Source organism: Paracoccus sp. SMMA_5_TC (genome assembly GCF_009696685.2).
In the GTDB taxonomy this organism is placed as follows: Bacteria; Pseudomonadota; Alphaproteobacteria; order Rhodobacterales; family Rhodobacteraceae; genus Paracoccus.
The window spans coordinates 1,805,370-1,822,612 of record NZ_CP102355.1 but is presented as its reverse complement, the minus strand read 5'-3'; the positions used below and the strand labels follow the sequence as shown (position 1 = coordinate 1,822,612).

Annotated in this window: 11 protein-coding genes; 6 read left to right on the top strand and 5 right to left on the bottom strand. The window is 63.7% G+C overall.

Annotation, left to right across the window (positions count from 1 at the left end; all coding sequences use genetic code 11):
- Positions 1-17 precede the first annotated feature (17 nt).
- Positions 18-1,814 carry a class I poly(R)-hydroxyalkanoic acid synthase gene (gene phaC, locus GB880_RS09350; protein WP_195840746.1) on the bottom strand — a complete coding sequence of 599 codons (1,797 nt, stop codon included), beginning with the start codon at positions 1,812-1,814 and terminating at the stop codon, positions 18-20.
- Positions 1,815-2,379: 565 nt separating this feature from the next.
- Between phaC and phaZ the strand changes: the two genes are divergently transcribed.
- Positions 2,380-3,723: a polyhydroxyalkanoate depolymerase gene (gene phaZ / locus GB880_RS09345; RefSeq protein WP_229774290.1), complete on the top strand. Its 1,344-nt coding sequence runs from the start codon at positions 2,380-2,382 to the stop codon at positions 3,721-3,723.
- A gap of 21 nt (positions 3,724-3,744) precedes the next feature.
- Here phaZ and GB880_RS09340 read toward each other — a convergent pair whose 3' ends face one another.
- Positions 3,745-4,491, bottom strand: a complete 747-nt coding sequence (locus GB880_RS09340; protein WP_154491199.1) for an alpha/beta hydrolase — start codon at positions 4,489-4,491, stop codon at positions 3,745-3,747.
- 157 nt (positions 4,492-4,648) lie between these two features.
- On the opposite strand from GB880_RS09340, the gene thrS reads away from it, so the two are divergent.
- The 5 genes from thrS (at position 4,649) to GB880_RS09315 (ending at position 11,597) form a co-directional block, all read left to right on the top strand.
- On the top strand, positions 4,649-6,595 hold the full coding sequence (thrS, locus tag GB880_RS09335) for a threonine--tRNA ligase (RefSeq protein WP_263467085.1): 1,947 nt from the start codon (positions 4,649-4,651) through the stop codon (positions 6,593-6,595).
- A gap of 227 nt (positions 6,596-6,822) precedes the next feature.
- Positions 6,823-7,029: a cold-shock protein gene (locus GB880_RS09330; RefSeq protein ID WP_154491196.1), complete on the top strand. Its 207-nt coding sequence runs from the start codon at positions 6,823-6,825 to the stop codon at positions 7,027-7,029.
- A gap of 132 nt (positions 7,030-7,161) precedes the next feature.
- Positions 7,162-8,625 carry a class I adenylate-forming enzyme family protein gene (locus tag GB880_RS09325; protein ID WP_154491193.1) on the top strand — a complete coding sequence of 488 codons (1,464 nt, stop codon included), beginning with the start codon at positions 7,162-7,164 and terminating at the stop codon, positions 8,623-8,625.
- The gene (locus tag GB880_RS09320) at positions 8,622-9,272 is read left to right on the top strand and encodes a DsbA family oxidoreductase (RefSeq protein ID WP_154491190.1); all 651 of its coding nucleotides are present in this window, start codon (positions 8,622-8,624) and stop codon (positions 9,270-9,272) included. Before GB880_RS09325 ends, GB880_RS09320 begins: the two co-directional genes overlap by 4 nt.
- A gap of 63 nt (positions 9,273-9,335) precedes the next feature.
- Positions 9,336-11,597 carry an adenosylcobalamin-dependent ribonucleoside-diphosphate reductase gene (locus GB880_RS09315; protein WP_154491187.1) on the top strand — a complete coding sequence of 754 codons (2,262 nt, stop codon included), beginning with the start codon at positions 9,336-9,338 and terminating at the stop codon, positions 11,595-11,597.
- A gap of 198 nt (positions 11,598-11,795) precedes the next feature.
- Here GB880_RS09315 and GB880_RS09310 read toward each other — a convergent pair whose 3' ends face one another.
- From GB880_RS09310 to capB, 3 genes are all read right to left on the bottom strand, one after another.
- Positions 11,796-13,118, bottom strand: coding sequence for a purine-cytosine permease family protein (locus GB880_RS09310; RefSeq protein ID WP_154491184.1), 1,323 nt, complete (start codon positions 13,116-13,118; stop codon positions 11,796-11,798).
- Positions 13,119-13,193: 75 nt separating this feature from the next.
- Positions 13,194-15,317, bottom strand: coding sequence for a caprolactamase subunit alpha (gene capA / locus GB880_RS09305; RefSeq protein ID WP_154491181.1), 2,124 nt, complete (start codon positions 15,315-15,317; stop codon positions 13,194-13,196).
- Positions 15,318-15,406: 89 nt separating this feature from the next.
- Positions 15,407-17,155, bottom strand: a complete 1,749-nt coding sequence (gene capB / locus GB880_RS09300; protein WP_154491178.1) for a caprolactamase subunit beta — start codon at positions 17,153-17,155, stop codon at positions 15,407-15,409.
- Positions 17,156-17,243 lie beyond the last annotated feature (88 nt).

Genomic DNA, 17,243 nt, shown 5'->3' with positions numbered 1-17,243 from the left:
CTGCGGCGCAGAAATTTTTAGGAGCGTTCGTGCACATACTGCCCCGGCGCCGGACCGAAGCCCTCGCCGGGATCGCGGGCTTCTGTCTGACGCCCGGAAAAGCGCGCCAGCCATTCCCCCCAGCGCGGCCACCAGCTGCCGGGATGATAGCTTGCCTTGTCACGCCAGGTCTGGTGGCCGTCGCCGAAGCCGGCATCCGATACGTAGTGGCCGTATTTCTTCTTGCTGGGGGGATTCACGATGCCTGCGATATGGCCCGATTCCGAAAGGATGAAGGTCTTGTCGCGCGCTCCCATCTGCGCAACCCCTTTCCAGCTGTCCTTCCAGGGCGCGATGTGATCGGTTTCGCAGGCCACTGCGCACAGCGGCACGTCCACTTCGCTGACATGCAGCCGGTGCCCCATCAGCGGATACCCATCGCCGACGAAACGGTTCTGCTGGCAAAGGCCGCGCAGATATTCGCTGGCCATGCGCCCGGGCAGATTGGTGCCGTCGCCATTCCAGAACAGCAGATCGAAGGCGGGCGGGGTCTCACCCAGCATATAGCTGCGAATCGCCGGCCCCCAGACAAGGTCATTGGCGCGCAGGAAGCTGAAGGTGCGCGTCATCAGCTGGGAACTCAACACGCCGCTGCGGGCAATCTCGTCCTCGATACCGCCGACGAAATCATCCTGAAGATAGGCCGTGAATTCGCCCTGATCCGAAAAATCGGTCAGGGTTGTGAAGAAGGTGGCTGAATTCACGCGCCTGTCCCCACGCTGCTTCAGCAGCGACAAGGTCAGCGCCAGCGTCGTGCCGGCGATGCAATAGCCCACGACATTCAGCTTTTCCTGCTCTGTCAGGTCAAGAACACGGTCCATCACCTCGAGATAGGCGCCGACGTAATCCTCCATGCCGGTATCGGCATAGCTGGCATCAGGGTTTTTCCAGGCGACCACGAACAGGGTATGCCCCTGATCCACGATCCACTTGATCAGGCTGTTCTGCGGCTTCAGGTCCAGAATGTAGAACTTGTTGATCCACGGCGGAAAGATCACCAGTGGAATTTCATGGACCGAAGGCGTCGTCGGCTTGTACTGGATCAGTTCGTAAAGACGGGTGCGTGCGACCACCGTGCCTTCGGTGGTGCCGATGTTCTCGCCCACACGGAAGGCATCGCGATCCGCCAGCGACACGATCAGCTCGCCCCCGTGCTGTTCGACATCGCGCACCAGGTTTTCCAGCCCCTTCACCAGGCTTTCACCTTCGGTCGCCAGGGCCTTTTCCAGCGCATCGGGGTTCGTGGCCAGGAAATTGGTGGGCGCCATCATGTCGATCATCTGGCGCGTGAACCATTCGATTCGGCGTCTGTCGGTCATATCGGGCAGGTCAAGCGCGCTTGCAGCCTCGGAAATGGCGCGGGCGTTGATCTGATACTGCCGCTTGATGAAGCTGAAGAACGGATGGCTGTCCCACAACGGGTTTGAAAAGCGCCGGTCGCGCCCCTCCTCGGCGGCGGGTGCCGTAAGGCTGCCGCGGGCAAGCGCAGCCTGCGCCTCGGCGAAATGGCGCAGCGTCTCGCCCCAATAGCTGACCTGCTGTCCCAGGATGCGTTCGGGTTGCGCCGCCAAGGTGCGCATCCACGCGGTGGTGGCGGTCGCGAACAGGTCGGGGCCCGGCATTTCCACGCCCGGAGCGTGCAACTTGCGCTGCGCAAGGGCGGCGATCAGGCGCTGGGTCAGCGATTCGATCCGCTCGATGTTCTGGGCAAGCTGCTCGGGCAGACGGCTGTTGGTGCCAAAGGCCGCCTCGACAAAGGCGGCGGTTCCGCCCAGCGCGCTCGCCGCTTCCGCTTGCAAGGCCGGGGCAGGCTGCTGCGCCGCCTCGGCGCCAGAGGCTGCGCCAGCATGACCCGATTCCGCTGGCCCCACCGCCCCGGCCGGACGCAGGACGTCATCCACATCTTCTATTCGCGTCGCCGGCTTGGGTTTGGCCGGCTTGCGCCGGGTCGTGGTGCGGGTATCGCTGCGCGCGGCAGCACGTGCGCGGGTAGCCCCGGCCCTACCCGAGGCTTTCTTGGCCCCCGCCGGAATCGCCGCCGAAGATGCAGCCCTTGCGGTCTTGCCCGATTCCCTGCCGCTTCCTGCTTCGGCTGCGTCAGCAGCGCCGGTTGCCGCCGTCTCTGGCTCAGATGCACGCTTTCGGGCAGTCCCTTGTCTGGTCTTGGGCGGCGTGGCGGCCTTGTCGGCCGATACTTCCCCATCCCCCGCCGATTCCGGTTTGTCGTCCTTGGCCGCCATAATTGACAATCCTCCCTAACCGTAAAATCATTATGTCCAGTATCCACCGCAGGTAAAGCCGTGTCCTTCCCCGGCCAGCCGAAAAGCAAGACAGGTTACCATGGCGACTTACAAGGGCTTGAAGGGCATCATCTCCTACGACGCGATGGAGACGATCCGGAATACCAATGAATGGATGGGCGCCAGTGCGCGGGCGCTGGCCTCGTATCCGGCCTTCGCGCTGATTCCCAATCCGATGTTCAAGCTGATGTCGGCCTGGGGCCGCGTCACCGAACGCAGCTTTGCCCGCATGGTCATCAAGCCCGACTGGGAAATCCCCCCGATCGTGTCCGAGGATGGCCAGGATCATGTTGTCTATATCGAGCCGGTGATCGAACGCCCCTTCGGCGATCTGGTGCATTTCCGCGTGGCGCGACGCGCACCCATGGAACGCAAGGTGTTGCTGGTCGCGCCGATGTCGGGCCATTACGCCACGCTGCTGCGCACCACCGTCACCTCGCTTTTGCCCGATTGCGAGGTTTATGTCACCGACTGGCACAACGCCCGCGACATCCCCGTCAGCTGCGGCAAGTTCGACATCGAGGATTACACCCAGTATCTGGTCGATTTCATCCGCCACCTGGGTCCGGATGTGAACGTGATCGCCGTCTGCCAGCCCGCACCGCTTTCACTGGCCGCGACCGCCATCCTGGCCGAAGAGGATCCAAAGTCGCAGCCCAAGTCGCTGATCCTGATCGGCGGCCCGATCGACCCCGATGCGGCGCCCACCGAAGTCACCGATTTCGGCAACCGCATCACCATGGGCGAGCTGGATTACCTGATGATCCAGCAGGTCGGCTTCAAGTATCGCGGCGCCGGCCGCATGGTTTACCCCGGGCTGGCGCAGCTGACCTCCTTCATCGCCATGAACGCCGAAACCCATGCCAAGGCATTCCTCGACAAGATCTTTGCCGAGGCGCGCGGCGAGGGCTCCGAGGGGGACAAGCACAACGTGTTCTACGACGAATACCTGGCGGTCATGGACATGACGGCCGAATTCTACCTTTCGACCGTCGAACGCATCTTCAAGGGGCTGGAAATCGCCCAGAACCGCTTCAGCGTGAATGGCAAGCCGGTAGATCTGGGCAAGATATCCGATGTTGCCATCATGACCGTCGAGGGCGCGAACGACGATATTTCCGCGCCCGGCCAATGCGTAGCGGCGCTGCGGCTGTGCACCGGCGTGCCGGCACATCGCAAGACCCAGCATCTGGAACCGGGTGCGGGCCATTACGGCATCTTTGCCGGTCGCAGCTGGCGGCTGAACATCCGGCCGCTGGTGCTGGACTTCATCGACGAACAACTGCGCCCCGGCACCACTGGTCGTCGCCGCCGCACCTATCCCAAACCCGTGGATCAGGGCCGCATCAACCCGGCCGAGGACGACGGCAAGATCGCGATCTAGGCTGAAACCCCTCTGGCCCGGTCACATCCGGGCCAGAACCTGATCTACGGCGGCGCCGATAAGTTCCAGACAGTCGGGGCTGGAAAATCGGTGGTCTGCATCCTTGACCAGGGTCAGGTGCAGATCGGGCCCTTCGGCGTGATCGATCAGGCGCAGCGCCCAGTCCACCGGCACATCCGCATCCGCCGTGCCCTGCAGGAATCGCACAGGCATCGGCAGGCGCAGGGGGCTGTCCAAAACCAGATGATCGCGGCCGTCCTCGATCAGGCGGCGGGTGATGACATAGGGGGCATCGTCATATTCGCTGGGCAGTTCGATCCGTCCTTGTTGCATCAGCGCCTGACGTTGCTCGTCCGAAAAACCGGCCCAGAAGCCGCGTTCGGTGAAATCAGGGGCAGCGGCAATGGTGACCAGGCCGGCCACCCTTTCGGGCATTGCCCGTGCCAGCAGCAGGCTGATCCATCCCCCCATGCTGGAACCCACCAGCACCTGCGGCCCCTGGGTCAGCGCCTCGATCGCGGCGCGGGCATCGGCCAGCCAGTCACCGATGCAGCCATCCTCGAACCGGCCCGAGGACTGGCCATGACCCGAGTAATCAAGGCGCAGAAAGGCCCGGCCCTGCATGCGCGCCCGTTCGGCCAGCCATAGCGCCTTGGTGCCCTGCATGTCGGATTTGAACCCACCCAGGAACACCACCCCCGGCCCCTGCCCCGGCTGCGGTTCACAGGCAATGCGGCGACCCTGCGGGGTATCGACAAACTTGGGCATGGTGTGGCTCCGTTCGGGATGGCGCGATCACGGGACGCGCGCGGCGCCCGCCTTTCGTTCCTAGACGCATTGACAAGGCCCGGCAATCGCGCGACACGCAGCCCCTATACCCGCAACCGGGCGTTCCGTGGGCGCCAAACCGACGAGGAGGACCGCCGTGTCCCAGATTTCGCTGACCTTTCCCGATGGCAATTCGCGCGATTATCCCGTCGGCGTGACTGCGGCCGAGGTCGCGGCCTCGATCGCGCCCAGCCTTGCCAGAAACGCCATTTCGGCCATGCTGGACGGCAAACACATCGACCTGCAATGGCCGATCCTGAATTCTGGTCGCATCGCCATCAACACGATGAAGGACAGCGAGCCGGCGCTGGAACTGATCCGTCACGATCTGGCCCATATCATGGCCCGCGCCGTGCAAGAGATCTGGCCGGACGTCAAGGTGACCATCGGCCCGGTTCGCGATCAGGGCTGGTTCTACGACTTCGACCGTGCCGAGCCGTTCACCCCCGAGGATCTGGGCGCCATCGAGGCACGGATGAAACAGATCATCGCCGCGCGCGACCCGGTCCGGACCGAGGTCTGGGACCGCGCCCGGGCCCGCGCCCATTACGAGGCCGCGAACGAGCCCTTCAAGGTCGAACTGATCGATCGCATCCCGGGCGACGAGCCGATTCGCATGTATTGGCACGGCGACTGGCAGGATCTGTGCCGCGGCCCGCACCTGCAAAACACCGGACAGGTGCCGGCCGATGCCTTCAAGCTGACGCATGTCGCCGGCGCTTATTGGCTGGGCGATGCCTCGCGCCCGATGCTGCAACGCATCTACGGCGTCGCCTTCCGCAATCGTGACGATCTGAAGGCGCATCTGACCATGCTGGAAGAGGCCGCCAGGCGCGACCACCGCAAGCTTGGCCGCGAGATGGAGCTGTTCCACTTTCAGGAAGAAGCACCGGGCATGGTGTTCTGGCACCCGAACGGCTGGACGATCTATCGCGAGCTGGAAGCATACATGCGCCGTCGCCTGATCCGGGCCGGTTACAAGGAAATCCGCACGCCCCAGGTCGTTGACCGCATCCTGTGGGAAAAATCCGGCCATTGGGAAGCCTATCGCGAGAACATGTTCCTGGTCGAGGTGGACGAGGAAGGCGCCAAGGAAAAGCGCATCAATGCGCTCAAGCCGATGAACTGCCCCTGCCATGTCCAGGTCTATAACCAGGGCCTGAAATCCTATCGCGACCTGCCGCTGCGCCTGGCCGAATTCGGCTCGTGTCACCGTTATGAATCCTCGGGCTCGATGCACGGGCTGATGCGGGTGCGCGGCTTTGTCCAGGACGACGCGCATATTTTCTGCACCGAGGATCAGATCCAGCAGGAATGCGCGGGCTTCATCGAACTGCTATCGTCGGTCTATCACGATCTCGGCTTCCAGAAATTCGACATCAAGCTGTCGACGCGGCCGGACGTGCGCGTGGGCAGCGACGAAATCTGGGACAAGGCCGAATCGGCGCTGAAAGGCGCGATCGAGCATTTGGGCCTGCCCTACGAAATCAACCCCGGCGACGGCGCTTTCTATGGCCCCAAGCTGGATTTCAAGCTGACCGACGCCATCGGCCGCGAATGGCAATGCGGCACCTTCCAATGCGATTTCAACCTGCCCCAGCGCCTTGGCGCCGAATATGTCGGCGAGGATGGGGGCAAGCACATGCCGGTCATGCTGCACCGTGCCGTGCTGGGCAGCTTTGAACGCTTCATCGGCATCCTGATCGAAAACTATTCGGGCAAGATGCCGCTGTGGCTGGCGCCACGGCAGGTGGTGGTGGCCTCGATCGTGTCGGGGGCGGACGATTACGTTCACGAGGTCGTGGCGGCCCTGCGCGCCGCCGGCCTGCGCGCCGAGGCCGATACCCGCAACGAAAAGATCAACTACAAGGTGCGCGAGCATTCGGTCGGCAAGGTGCCGGTCATCATGGCCATCGGCATGAAAGAGGTCGAGGACCGCAGCGTTTCGATCCGCAGGCTGGATCGGCAGGGCAGCGAAAGCCAGCCGCTCGAGTCGGCGATTCAGGCCCTGGCGAGCGAGGCGACGCCCCCCGACCTGCTTTGATTGCGCGGATTTTAAGCAACAATATCAAAACTCTCACGCGAGTTGACGTTACGTAACTTGCGTGAGACTTTCCTGCTTGCGTTTTTGTGGAAATCATTCATCCTCTCTTGCGCGTGAGCATGACTTTCTACCGCCTCCCTTCACGGGGCAGCCGGACTGGACGGGAAAGATGGCTGCACGGCCCGGGGCAATCTCGCGCCGGGATGACTTGAAGGAGAGACGGTATAATGGCTACCGGCACCGTGAAATGGTTCAATGCCACCAAAGGCTATGGCTTCATCGCGCCCGATGATGGCGGCAAGGACGTGTTCGTGCACATCTCGGCCGTGGAACGTGCGGGCCTGACTGGGCTGAACGACAATCAGAAGATCAGCTACGAACTGCAATCGGGCCGCGATGGCCGCAGTTCGGCTGCGGATCTGAAACTGCTCTGATCGCTGTCAGATATCAGCAGATTCCGGACGGCTCGCATGATGCGGGCCGTTTCGCGTTTCGGCAGGCAGCCACTTGCACGGCGTCGCCGGCCGGTTATGTCATGCGCTAGCACTGATTTCGGGGCGAATGCGATGAATCTGGCGGAACACGTGCTGCGGGCTGGTCTGAGCCATCCCGACAAGCTGGCCTTGTCGGTCGTGGGCCTGTCGCGCGCCGACCGCTGGTCTCATGGTCGTCTGCGGCAGGCAGTGCTGGGCACCGCAACAGGCCTGCGACGCCACGGTCTGGTGCAAGGGGATCGCCTGCTGATTCGCATGGGCAACACGCCCGCCTTTCCGGTCGTGTATCTGGCCGCCATCGCGGCAGGCGTCGTGCCCGTGCCCAGTTCGGCGATGCTGACCGCGGCCGAAATCACCGCCCTGTCCAGGCTGATCGGGCCGGCCGCGATCGCGGCCGATGGAACCGCGCCGCTGCCGACCGACAGCCCGGCCCAGGTGCTAAGCCTGCAGGAACTGACCGCCTGGCGCGACCTGCCGCCGGCCGAGTTCGTCCAGGGCGATCCCGAGCGCATGGCCTATATCGTGTTCACCTCGGGCAGCGGCGGAACGCCGCGGCCGGTCTGTCACGCCCATCGCGCCATTCTGGCCCGGCAGATGATGTTTCAAGGCTGGTATGGTCTGACCGCGCAGGACCGGGTGATGCATGCGGGCGCCTTCAACTGGACCTTCACGCTTGGCACCGGCCTTCTGGATCCCTGGACCATGGGCGCCAGCGCGCTGATCCCTGAACCCTCGGTCGGGCCCGAGCAGTTGCCGCTGCTGGCGGCCCGGCACGGCGCCTCGATCCTCGCCGCGGCCCCCGGGGTGTTCCGGCGGATGCTGCGCGCCCAGTGGCGGCCCTGGCCCGAGCTTCGCCACGGGCTGACCGCCGGCGAACGGCTGGACCCGGGCTTGCGCACCGCCTGGCAGGACCGCACCGGCACAGATCTGCACGAGGCCATGGGCATGACCGAATGTTCGACCTTTGTCTCGGGCAGCCCGGAGCGCCCGGCACCGCCCGGCACGGCGGGTTTTGCCCAGCCCGGTCGCAAGGTGCAAATCCTCGACCCGTCTGGAAAGCCCACCGACGGCATCGGCACCTTGGCGGTGCATCGCAGCGATCCGGGGCTGTTTCTGGGCTATCTCGACCAGCCGGATGAAACCGCGGCCCGTTTCGCGGGCGACTGGTTCCTGACCGGCGATCTTGCGCAAGACGATGGCTCGGGCGCCATCCGCATCCTGGGACGCCGCGACGACATGATGAATGCCGGCGGCTTTCGCGTCGCCCCGCCCGAGGTCGAAGAGGCTCTGGCCGATGTGCCGCAGGCGGGCGATCTGGCCGCAACCGAACTGCCCGTCGCCGCCGGCACCAGCATCATCGCCCTGTTCTGGACCGGCGCCGCGAGCGAGGATGCCCTGCGCAGCCAGGCCGCGCAGCGGCTTGCGCGCTACAAGCAGCCCCGGGCATATATCCATCTGGACGCCCTGCCGCGCACGGCCACGGGCAAGATCAACCGTCGCGCCCTGCGCGCGCTTTACCGCAAGGATATCCCATGAACGACCCGCTTCCCGGTCAGGTGCGACTGGACATCTTTGCCGATCCGGTCTGCCCCTGGTGCGTGATCGGCAAGGCGGAGCTCGATCGCGCGCTGGAAAGCCGTCCAGGCCACCCCTTCGTCATCACCTGGCGGCCGTTCCGGCTTGATCCGCAGATGCCGGCAGCGGGTATGGATCATGTTGCCTACATGAAGATGAAGTTCCGCGACGAGGCCGGCATTCTGGCGGCAATGCGCCCGGTGATCGAGGCCAGCGAAAGGCTGGGCCTGTGGCTGAACCCTTCGCTGATCGAACGGGTGCCGAACACGCTGAACGCGCATCGCCTGCTGCATTGGGCCGGGCTCGAAGGCGCGCAGACCCCGGTCATGGCCGGGCTGATGCGGGCGCATTGGCGCGAAGGCCAGAACATCTCGAACCCCGATGTGCTGGTGCGCATCGCCGAAGCGGCCGGGATGGACGGCGCGATGGTCCGGCGGCTGCTGGCCACAGATGCCGACGCCGATGTGGTGCGCGCCCAGGAAATGCACGCCCGCGAACGCGGCATCCAGTCGGTGCCGACCTTCATCGTCGCCGATACCCATGTCGTCACTGGCGCCCAGCCCGCCGCGCTGTGGCAGAACGTCATCGACGAACTGACCGCGCGCTAAGGCGCGATGCGCCCCGACGGGCGGATTTCTGCTATCCTCGGTTCACCGGACCGGAGGATTCGCATGACCCGCTTTGCCGCCCCGATCGCCGAACAGATCTGGGACATGAAATACCGGCTGAAGGACGCCGACGGCCAACCCATCGACCTGTCGGTCGAGGACAGCTGGCGCCGCGTCGCGCGCGATCTGGCGCGCGTCGAGGCAGATCCCGCGCGCTGGGAACAGGCGTTCTACCACGCGCTCGAGGATTTCCGCTTTCTGCCCGCCGGCCGCATCCTGGCCGGCGCCGGCACCGGGCGCGAGGTCACGCTGTTCAACTGCTTTGTCATGGGCACGATTCCCGACAGCATGGAGGGCATCTTTCAGGCGCTGAAAGAGGCGGCGCTGACCATGCAGCAGGGCGGCGGCATCGGCTATGATTTCAGCACCATCCGGCCCAAGGGCGCCAAGGTGCAGGGCGTGGCCGCCGACGCCTCGGGGCCGCTCAGCTTCATGGATGTGTGGGATGCGATGTGCCGCACGATCATGTCGGCAGGTTCGCGTCGCGGCGCGATGATGGCGACCATGCGCTGTGATCACCCCGACATCGAAGCCTTCATCCAGGCCAAGCAGGACAGCGCGCGGCTGCGCATGTTCAACCTGTCGGTGCTGGTCAGCGATGCCTTCATGCAGGCGGTTCAGGACGATGCCCCCTGGAATCTGCAGTTCCAGGACCGGGTCTATCACACCCTGCCGGCGCGCGATCTGTGGAACCGGATCATGCGCGCAACCTATGATTATGCCGAGCCCGGTGTGATCTTCATCGACCGCATCAACCGCATGAACAACCTAGCCTATGCCGAAACCATCGCCGCAACGAACCCCTGCGGCGAACAGCCTTTGCCGCCCTATGGCGCCTGCCTGCTGGGGTCGATCAACCTGGCGCGGCTGGTGCAGGACCCGTTCTCGCCGCGGGCCCGCCTGGACGGGGCGGCGCTGGCCGATCTGGTGCGGGTCGCGGTGCGCATGATGGACAATGTCGTGGACGTCTCGCGCTTTCCCCTGCCCCAGCAAGCGGCCGAGGCCCGGGCGAAACGCCGCATCGGCCTGGGCGTGACCGGGCTGGCCGATGCGCTGGTGATGCTGGGCCTGCGCTATGGGGCGCCGGCGGCCGTCGATCAGACCCGCGCCTGGATGCATGAAATCGCCCGCACCGCCTATCTGGCCAGCGCCGACCTGGCGCGTGAAAAGGGCGCGTTTCCGCTGTTTCAGGCCGACGCCTTCCTGAGTTCGGGCTTCATGCAGCGCATGGACCCCGAGGTGCGCGATGCGATTGCCCGGCACGGCATCCGCAACGCGCTGCTGACCAGTGTGGCGCCCACCGGCACCATCAGCCTATATGCCGGCAATGTCAGTTCCGGGATCGAGCCGATCTTTGCCCACGCCTACACCCGCAAGGTGCTGCAAAAGGACGGCTCGCGGACCGAGGAAGAGGTCGTCGATCATGCCGTGCAGGTCTGGCGCCAGCTTAACGGCGATGCCCCCCTGCCGGCGCATTTCGTCGATGCGCAAACCCTGGCCCCGGCGGATCATGTGGCGATGCAGGCCGCCGCGCAGGAATGGGTGGACAGTTCCATTTCCAAGACCATCAATTGCCCCAGGGACATATCCTTTCAGGATTTCAAGGACGTCTATCTGGCCGCATGGCAGGCGGGGTGCAAGGGATGCACGACATATCGCCCCAATGACGTGACCGGCAGCGTGCTGTCGGTGGCCGAGGCCGGCGATGTCGCGCCCCAGACCGACCAGGGCGCTGATGTGGTCTATCTGACCGAGCCGCTAGAACGCCCCGCGGCTTTGGAGGGGGCGACCTACAAGCTGAAATTCCCCGGCAGCGAACATGCCATCTATATCACCATCAACGACATCGTGCAGGGCGGCCACCGCCGCCCGTTCGAGGTATTCATCAACTCGAAGAACATGGAACATTTCGCCTGGACCGTGGCGCTGACCCGGATGATTTCAGCCGTTTTTCGTCGCGGCGGCGACGTGTCCTTTGTCGTCGAGGAACTCAAGGCGGTATTCGATCCGCGCGGGGGCGCCTGGCTGGACGGGCGCTATGTCCCCTCGATCCTGGCGGCGATCGGCGGCGTCATCGAACGTCACATGATCGCCATCGGGTTTCTGGAAGCCGAGGGCAAGGCCCTGAAATCCGACCCCAAGGCCGCAATGGTGACTGGCGAGGCCCCGCGCGGCCCCGCCTGCCCGTCCTGCGGTCAATATGGCATGCAGATGATCGAAGGCTGCATGACCTGCCCGCATTGCGGTTTTTCCAGATGCGGTTAGCTGTGCGCCCGCAGGGCTTGGCGACGCTCAGTTCCTGACCAGTGCCGGACAGGTCTGGCCACCACTGAACCGACAAGCCGCCATCGCAGAAATCCTTGCCCGATCACGATCCAGGGCGCGCTTTTGCCGTCATGCCGAAGCCTGCATGGTCATGCCTTGTTGTCCGATCGAAACGGGGGCCAGTTCACTTGTCGCAGGTCAGGGCAGCGCGCGCTGGGTCGATGCCCTGGTCGACAGCGCCGCATAAGCGCTGGCAGCGACCAGAAAGGTGACCGGAGCAGAAAAGGACGCCACCGCCCCGCCCGCCAGATGCAACGCCAGCCCTGCTCCCGCAGCCAGCAACCAGGCTACCAGTCCGGCAGGATTGACCGCGCGGTCGGGATCGGGTTCTGCCTGTCGGCTCGGGCGCTCCATGGCGATATGGACCAATGCAATGCCCACCCAGGCCACGACGAAGATGCCCTGATACGCCAATGCCTGCAGGATATAGGAAAATACGTCGGCCAGCATAAGCACATATGTGATCGCGCCCACGACACAGGCCCAGACCCATTTGGGAAACCGCAGCCGGAACACGGTTCGAGCAAAGCTTTCCATGTTGACTGCGGCCAGGTAGTAATTGGCGGTGTTGATACGGGTCTGCGAAATCCAGACAAACGCCAGACCGGCCAGACCCATCAGCTGCACCAGCGCAAAGACAACCGAAACCTCGGATACTGCGCCCTCGGTCGGCAGGCTTGCCGCCAGGAATATCCCGACAAGCCCATTGAGCAGGAAGGCCACTGCATAAAAGGGCGCACCAAAGCTGATCAGCGCATGAAAGCGTGCATCTTCGGGGCGACCGAAGCGGGCATAGTCAAAGGTGAACATCATCAGGATCCAGACACCCATATAGGCAACAAAGCAGTCCCACCAGCCGCCCGAGCTGGCCCCCTGGGACGGGCCGAGATCCAGCCAGGCATCCGAATATCCGTATTCGGCCACCGCCAGCACCACAGCGGCCCCCAGCCCAAGCAGATAGAACGGCAAGAGCACGCCATTGAACCTGTCCAGCCAGTTCTGGATCGATCCGAAGATCAGCGCGACCGAATAGACGACCACCACCAGGGCCGCCACCGGATAGGACAGACCTGCATATTCGCGCAGCGCCACGGCAATCACCGAGCCCTCGAACACGGCGTAATATATCGCGGTGGCGAAAAAGATCAGTGTCGCCACGGAAGCACCGCTACGACCCAGCAACACCCGCGAAAACAGCGCCACGCTCAGCCCGGTGCGGATCGCATGGCGCACCAGCACCGCATTGACCGCGGCATAGGTGACGACCGACAGCACCAATCCGATGATTGCATTGCGCGCCCCGTAAGCCAGTGCCAGCGAGGCGGCGATGACCAGATAGAACATCGCCGAACAGACCGACCACCAGGCCATGCTCAGCGACAGCTTGCCCATGCGCTGATCGGGCGGCACGGGCCTGTCCGAAAATTCCAGTTCCTGCCTGTTTTCCAATACTCCAGCCATGGCTGAAACTCCCTGTCATGTTTTGTCGAGACAAATGGGGCGGGCGGCGGGTTCGAGCGGCCGCCCACCCGGGGATCAGACGGCCGCCAGATCCCGAGCCGGCGCGGCGTGCTGCTCGGCGGCAGTGGTTTGCGTCATGACATAGACGCCATTCACATCCAGCGCTGCGGTCCATCCGGGCTCGATGACGATGGTCGTCGTGACTTCCTGGATGACTGCCGGGCCGACGATCACATCGCCTGCACCCAACCGCGCGCCGTCATAAACCGGCGTTTCACGCGCCATCGCAGACGCGTCAAAAATCATCGCCCTTGTGCCGATCTGCGCCGCCGAGGCCCCCGCCCCTGCCGGGATACGCATGCGCGTCGGCTGATCCAGAACCCCCCAGAGGGCGCTTTCGACATTCACCACCTCGACCGGGCTGTTCGGTTCGGCATAGGTGTAAAGTTCGTGATGCCGGGCATGAAATGCGACCTTAAGGTGTTCCAGCGCGGCCTCGTCGATATCGAAGGCATCGACATTCACCGTGCATTCATGCACCTGTCCGACATATCGCATGTCCAGACTGCGGCGGACACCTATGCGTTCCGGCGCAAAACCGTCGGCGGTCAGATCAGCGCGGCCCCGAGCCTCTATTTCCGCGAATGTCTTGTCCAGGCGCCGGGCGGCATCGGCTCCGTCAAGACGTGCAGCGATAGGGGCCATATAGTTGTATTTGACATCGGAAATGATCTGGCCAAAAGCACAAAGACCCGATGCCAGTTTGGAAACCAGGATCCTGGTGATGCCCATTTCCCGGGCCAAGGCCGTTATATGTGCCCCCGTCGCGCCACCGGCACAATTCAGCACGAAATCACGCGGGTCATAGCCGCGTTCCACGGACACGCGACGAATGGCGTTTACCATGTTGTTGTTCACGATGGTGAACATGCCATATGCGGCTTTCTCGACACTGATCCCCAGCGGCTCCGCCAGATGCCGCCTTATGGCCTCGCGCGCCTTGCCGATATCCAGCGGCAGCCGGCCGCCAACCAGCCCTTTCGGGTCCAGATAGCCCAGCACCAGATTGGCATCGGTTGTCGTCGGCCGCTCGCCACCCTTGCCATAACAGGCCGGACCGGGCTGCGAGCCTGCCGATTGCGGTCCCATCTGCATCAGCCCCATGGAATCGATCCAGCCGATCGACCCGCCGCCTGCGCCCAGCGTCTCGACCTGGATCATCGGAACTCCGATCCGATAGCGCAGGAAGTCGATGTTCTTCGAGACGTTGGCCTGCCCGTCGCGGGTCAGCGTGATATCGAAGCTTGTGCCGCCCATGTCGACGGTGATGATGTCGCGCAAACCATAGGGTTCACCCAGATAAAGCGCCGCGCGCGGCGCCGAGGCCGGCCCCGAATTGATCGCGTAAACCGCCCGATCCGCGACCACCGCACCCGGCGCCAGGCCACCGTTCGACTGGAAATACCGCACCGGCTGGCGAGCGCCCAGCGATTGAAAATACTCGTCCACAGCCTGCACGTATCGCGAAAGGATCGGCGACAGATAGGCGTTGACAACCGCGGTCGAGGTGCGGGTGTATTCACGCACCTGCGGATAAAGCTGGCTGCCGACCGTCAGGAACGCTTCTGGCATCATCTCGCGCACGATCTCTGCCGCGCGCAATTCGTGTTCGGGATTGAGCACGGACCAGACAAGGCTGATCGCTACCGACTGGACGTCGTTTTTCAGGAAATGGCGACAGGCTTCGCGAACATCTTCCTCATGCAGGGCTGTATGCACCGCGCCGGTGGACAGGATGCGTTCGCGAACGCCGCAGCGCAGATGGCGCGGCACCAGCATCCTGGCCGGCGGATATTCGGGATCGTAGCGATAGCCGTCCTCCTTGTGGCCAAGGCGGATTTCGATACTGTCCTCGTGCCCGCGGGTGGCGATCAGGCCGGTCCTGGCGCCGCTGTGGGTAATCAGCGCATTCAGCCCGACGGTTGTTCCGTTGATGCACAGGTCGGCATTGGAAACCAGTTCCTGCGGGCTGACGCCGGTATCTTCGTGAATCAGCGCAAGGCCGTTGCCAATGGCCAGCGTCGGATCCTGCGGGGTGGATAGCGCCTTGAAGATACGCAGCCCACCGTCACGGTCGGCCAGGATGAAATCGGTGAAGGTGCCGCCCGCGTCGATGCCAAGTCGATATTTCTGTTTCATGGTGGATCATATCCTTGCTTTCGGGCCTGCAGATGCCGTTGCGCGCACACGCGAACCCGGCCTTGCCAGCGCGTTTGGGAAAGGTGAGGTCAGATCGCCCGCAAGGCCGAGGTCGCCGCGCGATCGATGGTCAGCGTTTCGGCGTCGACGATGACGACACCATAGTCGAGCCTTGCGCCTTCCAGGCTGACAAGACCGTTGCGCACATCCTCGACGACTTTCTCGACCGGACGCTCGAACGGATTGCCGTAACCGCCGCCTCCGGGGTTGCGATTGGCGGCGCGTTCCCCTGGGTGGATGGTTTCGATGACATTTTCGGTGATGACGCGGGTCTGGCCGTTTCGCGTGATCTCGAGCCTGCCGACCTTGGGAGGGATCAGACGGGACTGCGCACCTGCCGCCCCCATGGCGGGGATGCGCCGTCCCTCGCCAAAGGTGATCAGCGTCATCGGGCTGTCCAGCGGTTCGACCTCCCAGCAGGTTCCGGAACCGCCCCGGAATTTCCCGGCACCACCCGAGTCCTGCATCAACGAATAGCGGTGAATGATGATCGGATAGCTGTGTTCCAGCATTTCGATATCGCCCGATGTCAGCGCGCCGAAACAGCATTCGGGTCCGCACGCGTGCCAGCCGTCCTGACTGGCGGTTGCCCCAGCCCCCGAAATGATCGAGGCCAGCACCATTGTCACATATTCCTCGTCATGGCGATTGTCCCAGCCGGCGATATTGCAGCCGTTGGCGTGGCCCCAGCTTGCCGAAACCTTGTCAGGTGCCGCCTGCTCGAAAGCCAGCCGCACCGCATCGGTCAGCGTTTCCATGGGCGTGGTGGTGCAGTTCATGTGGGGCGCCGGAGAGACCGCGTTGCACAGGCTGCCCTTGGGGCCCATGTCGGTGGTCACGCAGCGGTAAAGCCCTTCGTTATAGGGGGGCGGCAACTGCGCGAACATCATCAACCCCAGATATACCCCAGAGTGACTGTTGCCTTCGTAGCTGTTGATGAAATAGGGCACCTGCGGCGGAGAGCTGACCGCGATATGGCAGCTGTCGCCGGTAATCGTGACCGTAGCGGTGATGTTCATGTCGCCAAAACCATGGCCGGCATCCTCCAGCACTGCCGTGCCGCTGTAGGTGCCATCAGGCACCTGCGAGATCAGCTTGCGCATGTGCATTTCAGCCATGTCCAGCAATTCGGAGATGCAATCCTGAACCACCTGCTTGCCATATCGGTCCATCAAGCGGACCAGATTGCGCGCCCCCACCTGGCAAGCCCCGATCAATGCATTGAAATCACCCTCTTGATCCCGCCTTGCGCGCATGTTCGTCAGGATGAGGTTCATCACATCCTGGCGCGGCCTGCCGCGATCCCATAGCTTGACCGGCGGGATGCGCAGCCCTTCGGCAAAGATTTCGGTCGCATTGGGGTTGTAGCCGGCCGGCACGGGGCCGCCGATATCGGTCAGATGGCCCTTGCAGACCGTCCAGAACACCAGCTCGCCCTGATAGAACACAGGGTAATACATGCAGGTGTCGATGATGTGGCTGCCGCCATAGGCGGGGTCGTTGTGCAGAATCAGATCGCCTTCATGAATGTCCCCGTCAAAGAACCGCGCCACCGATTTCATGGCCGGGATCAGGCTGCCGAGGTGGATCGGGATGTCCTGGCCTTGCAGGATCATCTCGGGCGTGTGGTTGAACAGCGCAGTCGAATAATCATGCGCGAGATTGAACACCGAACTGCGCGCGGTCTGTTCCAGCGTCAGCGTCATTTCGCGCTGGGTGGTTTCCAGAACACCCCTTACCACGGACAAGGTGATCGGGTCGGGCTTTGGTCGCATCATGGCTATGTCCTGTCAGGGCCGCGATGCCGCACACGGCAGGGCCGCCGACTGCGGCGGTTCGCTAGCTTGCTCCCTGCGGCGCGCCGTC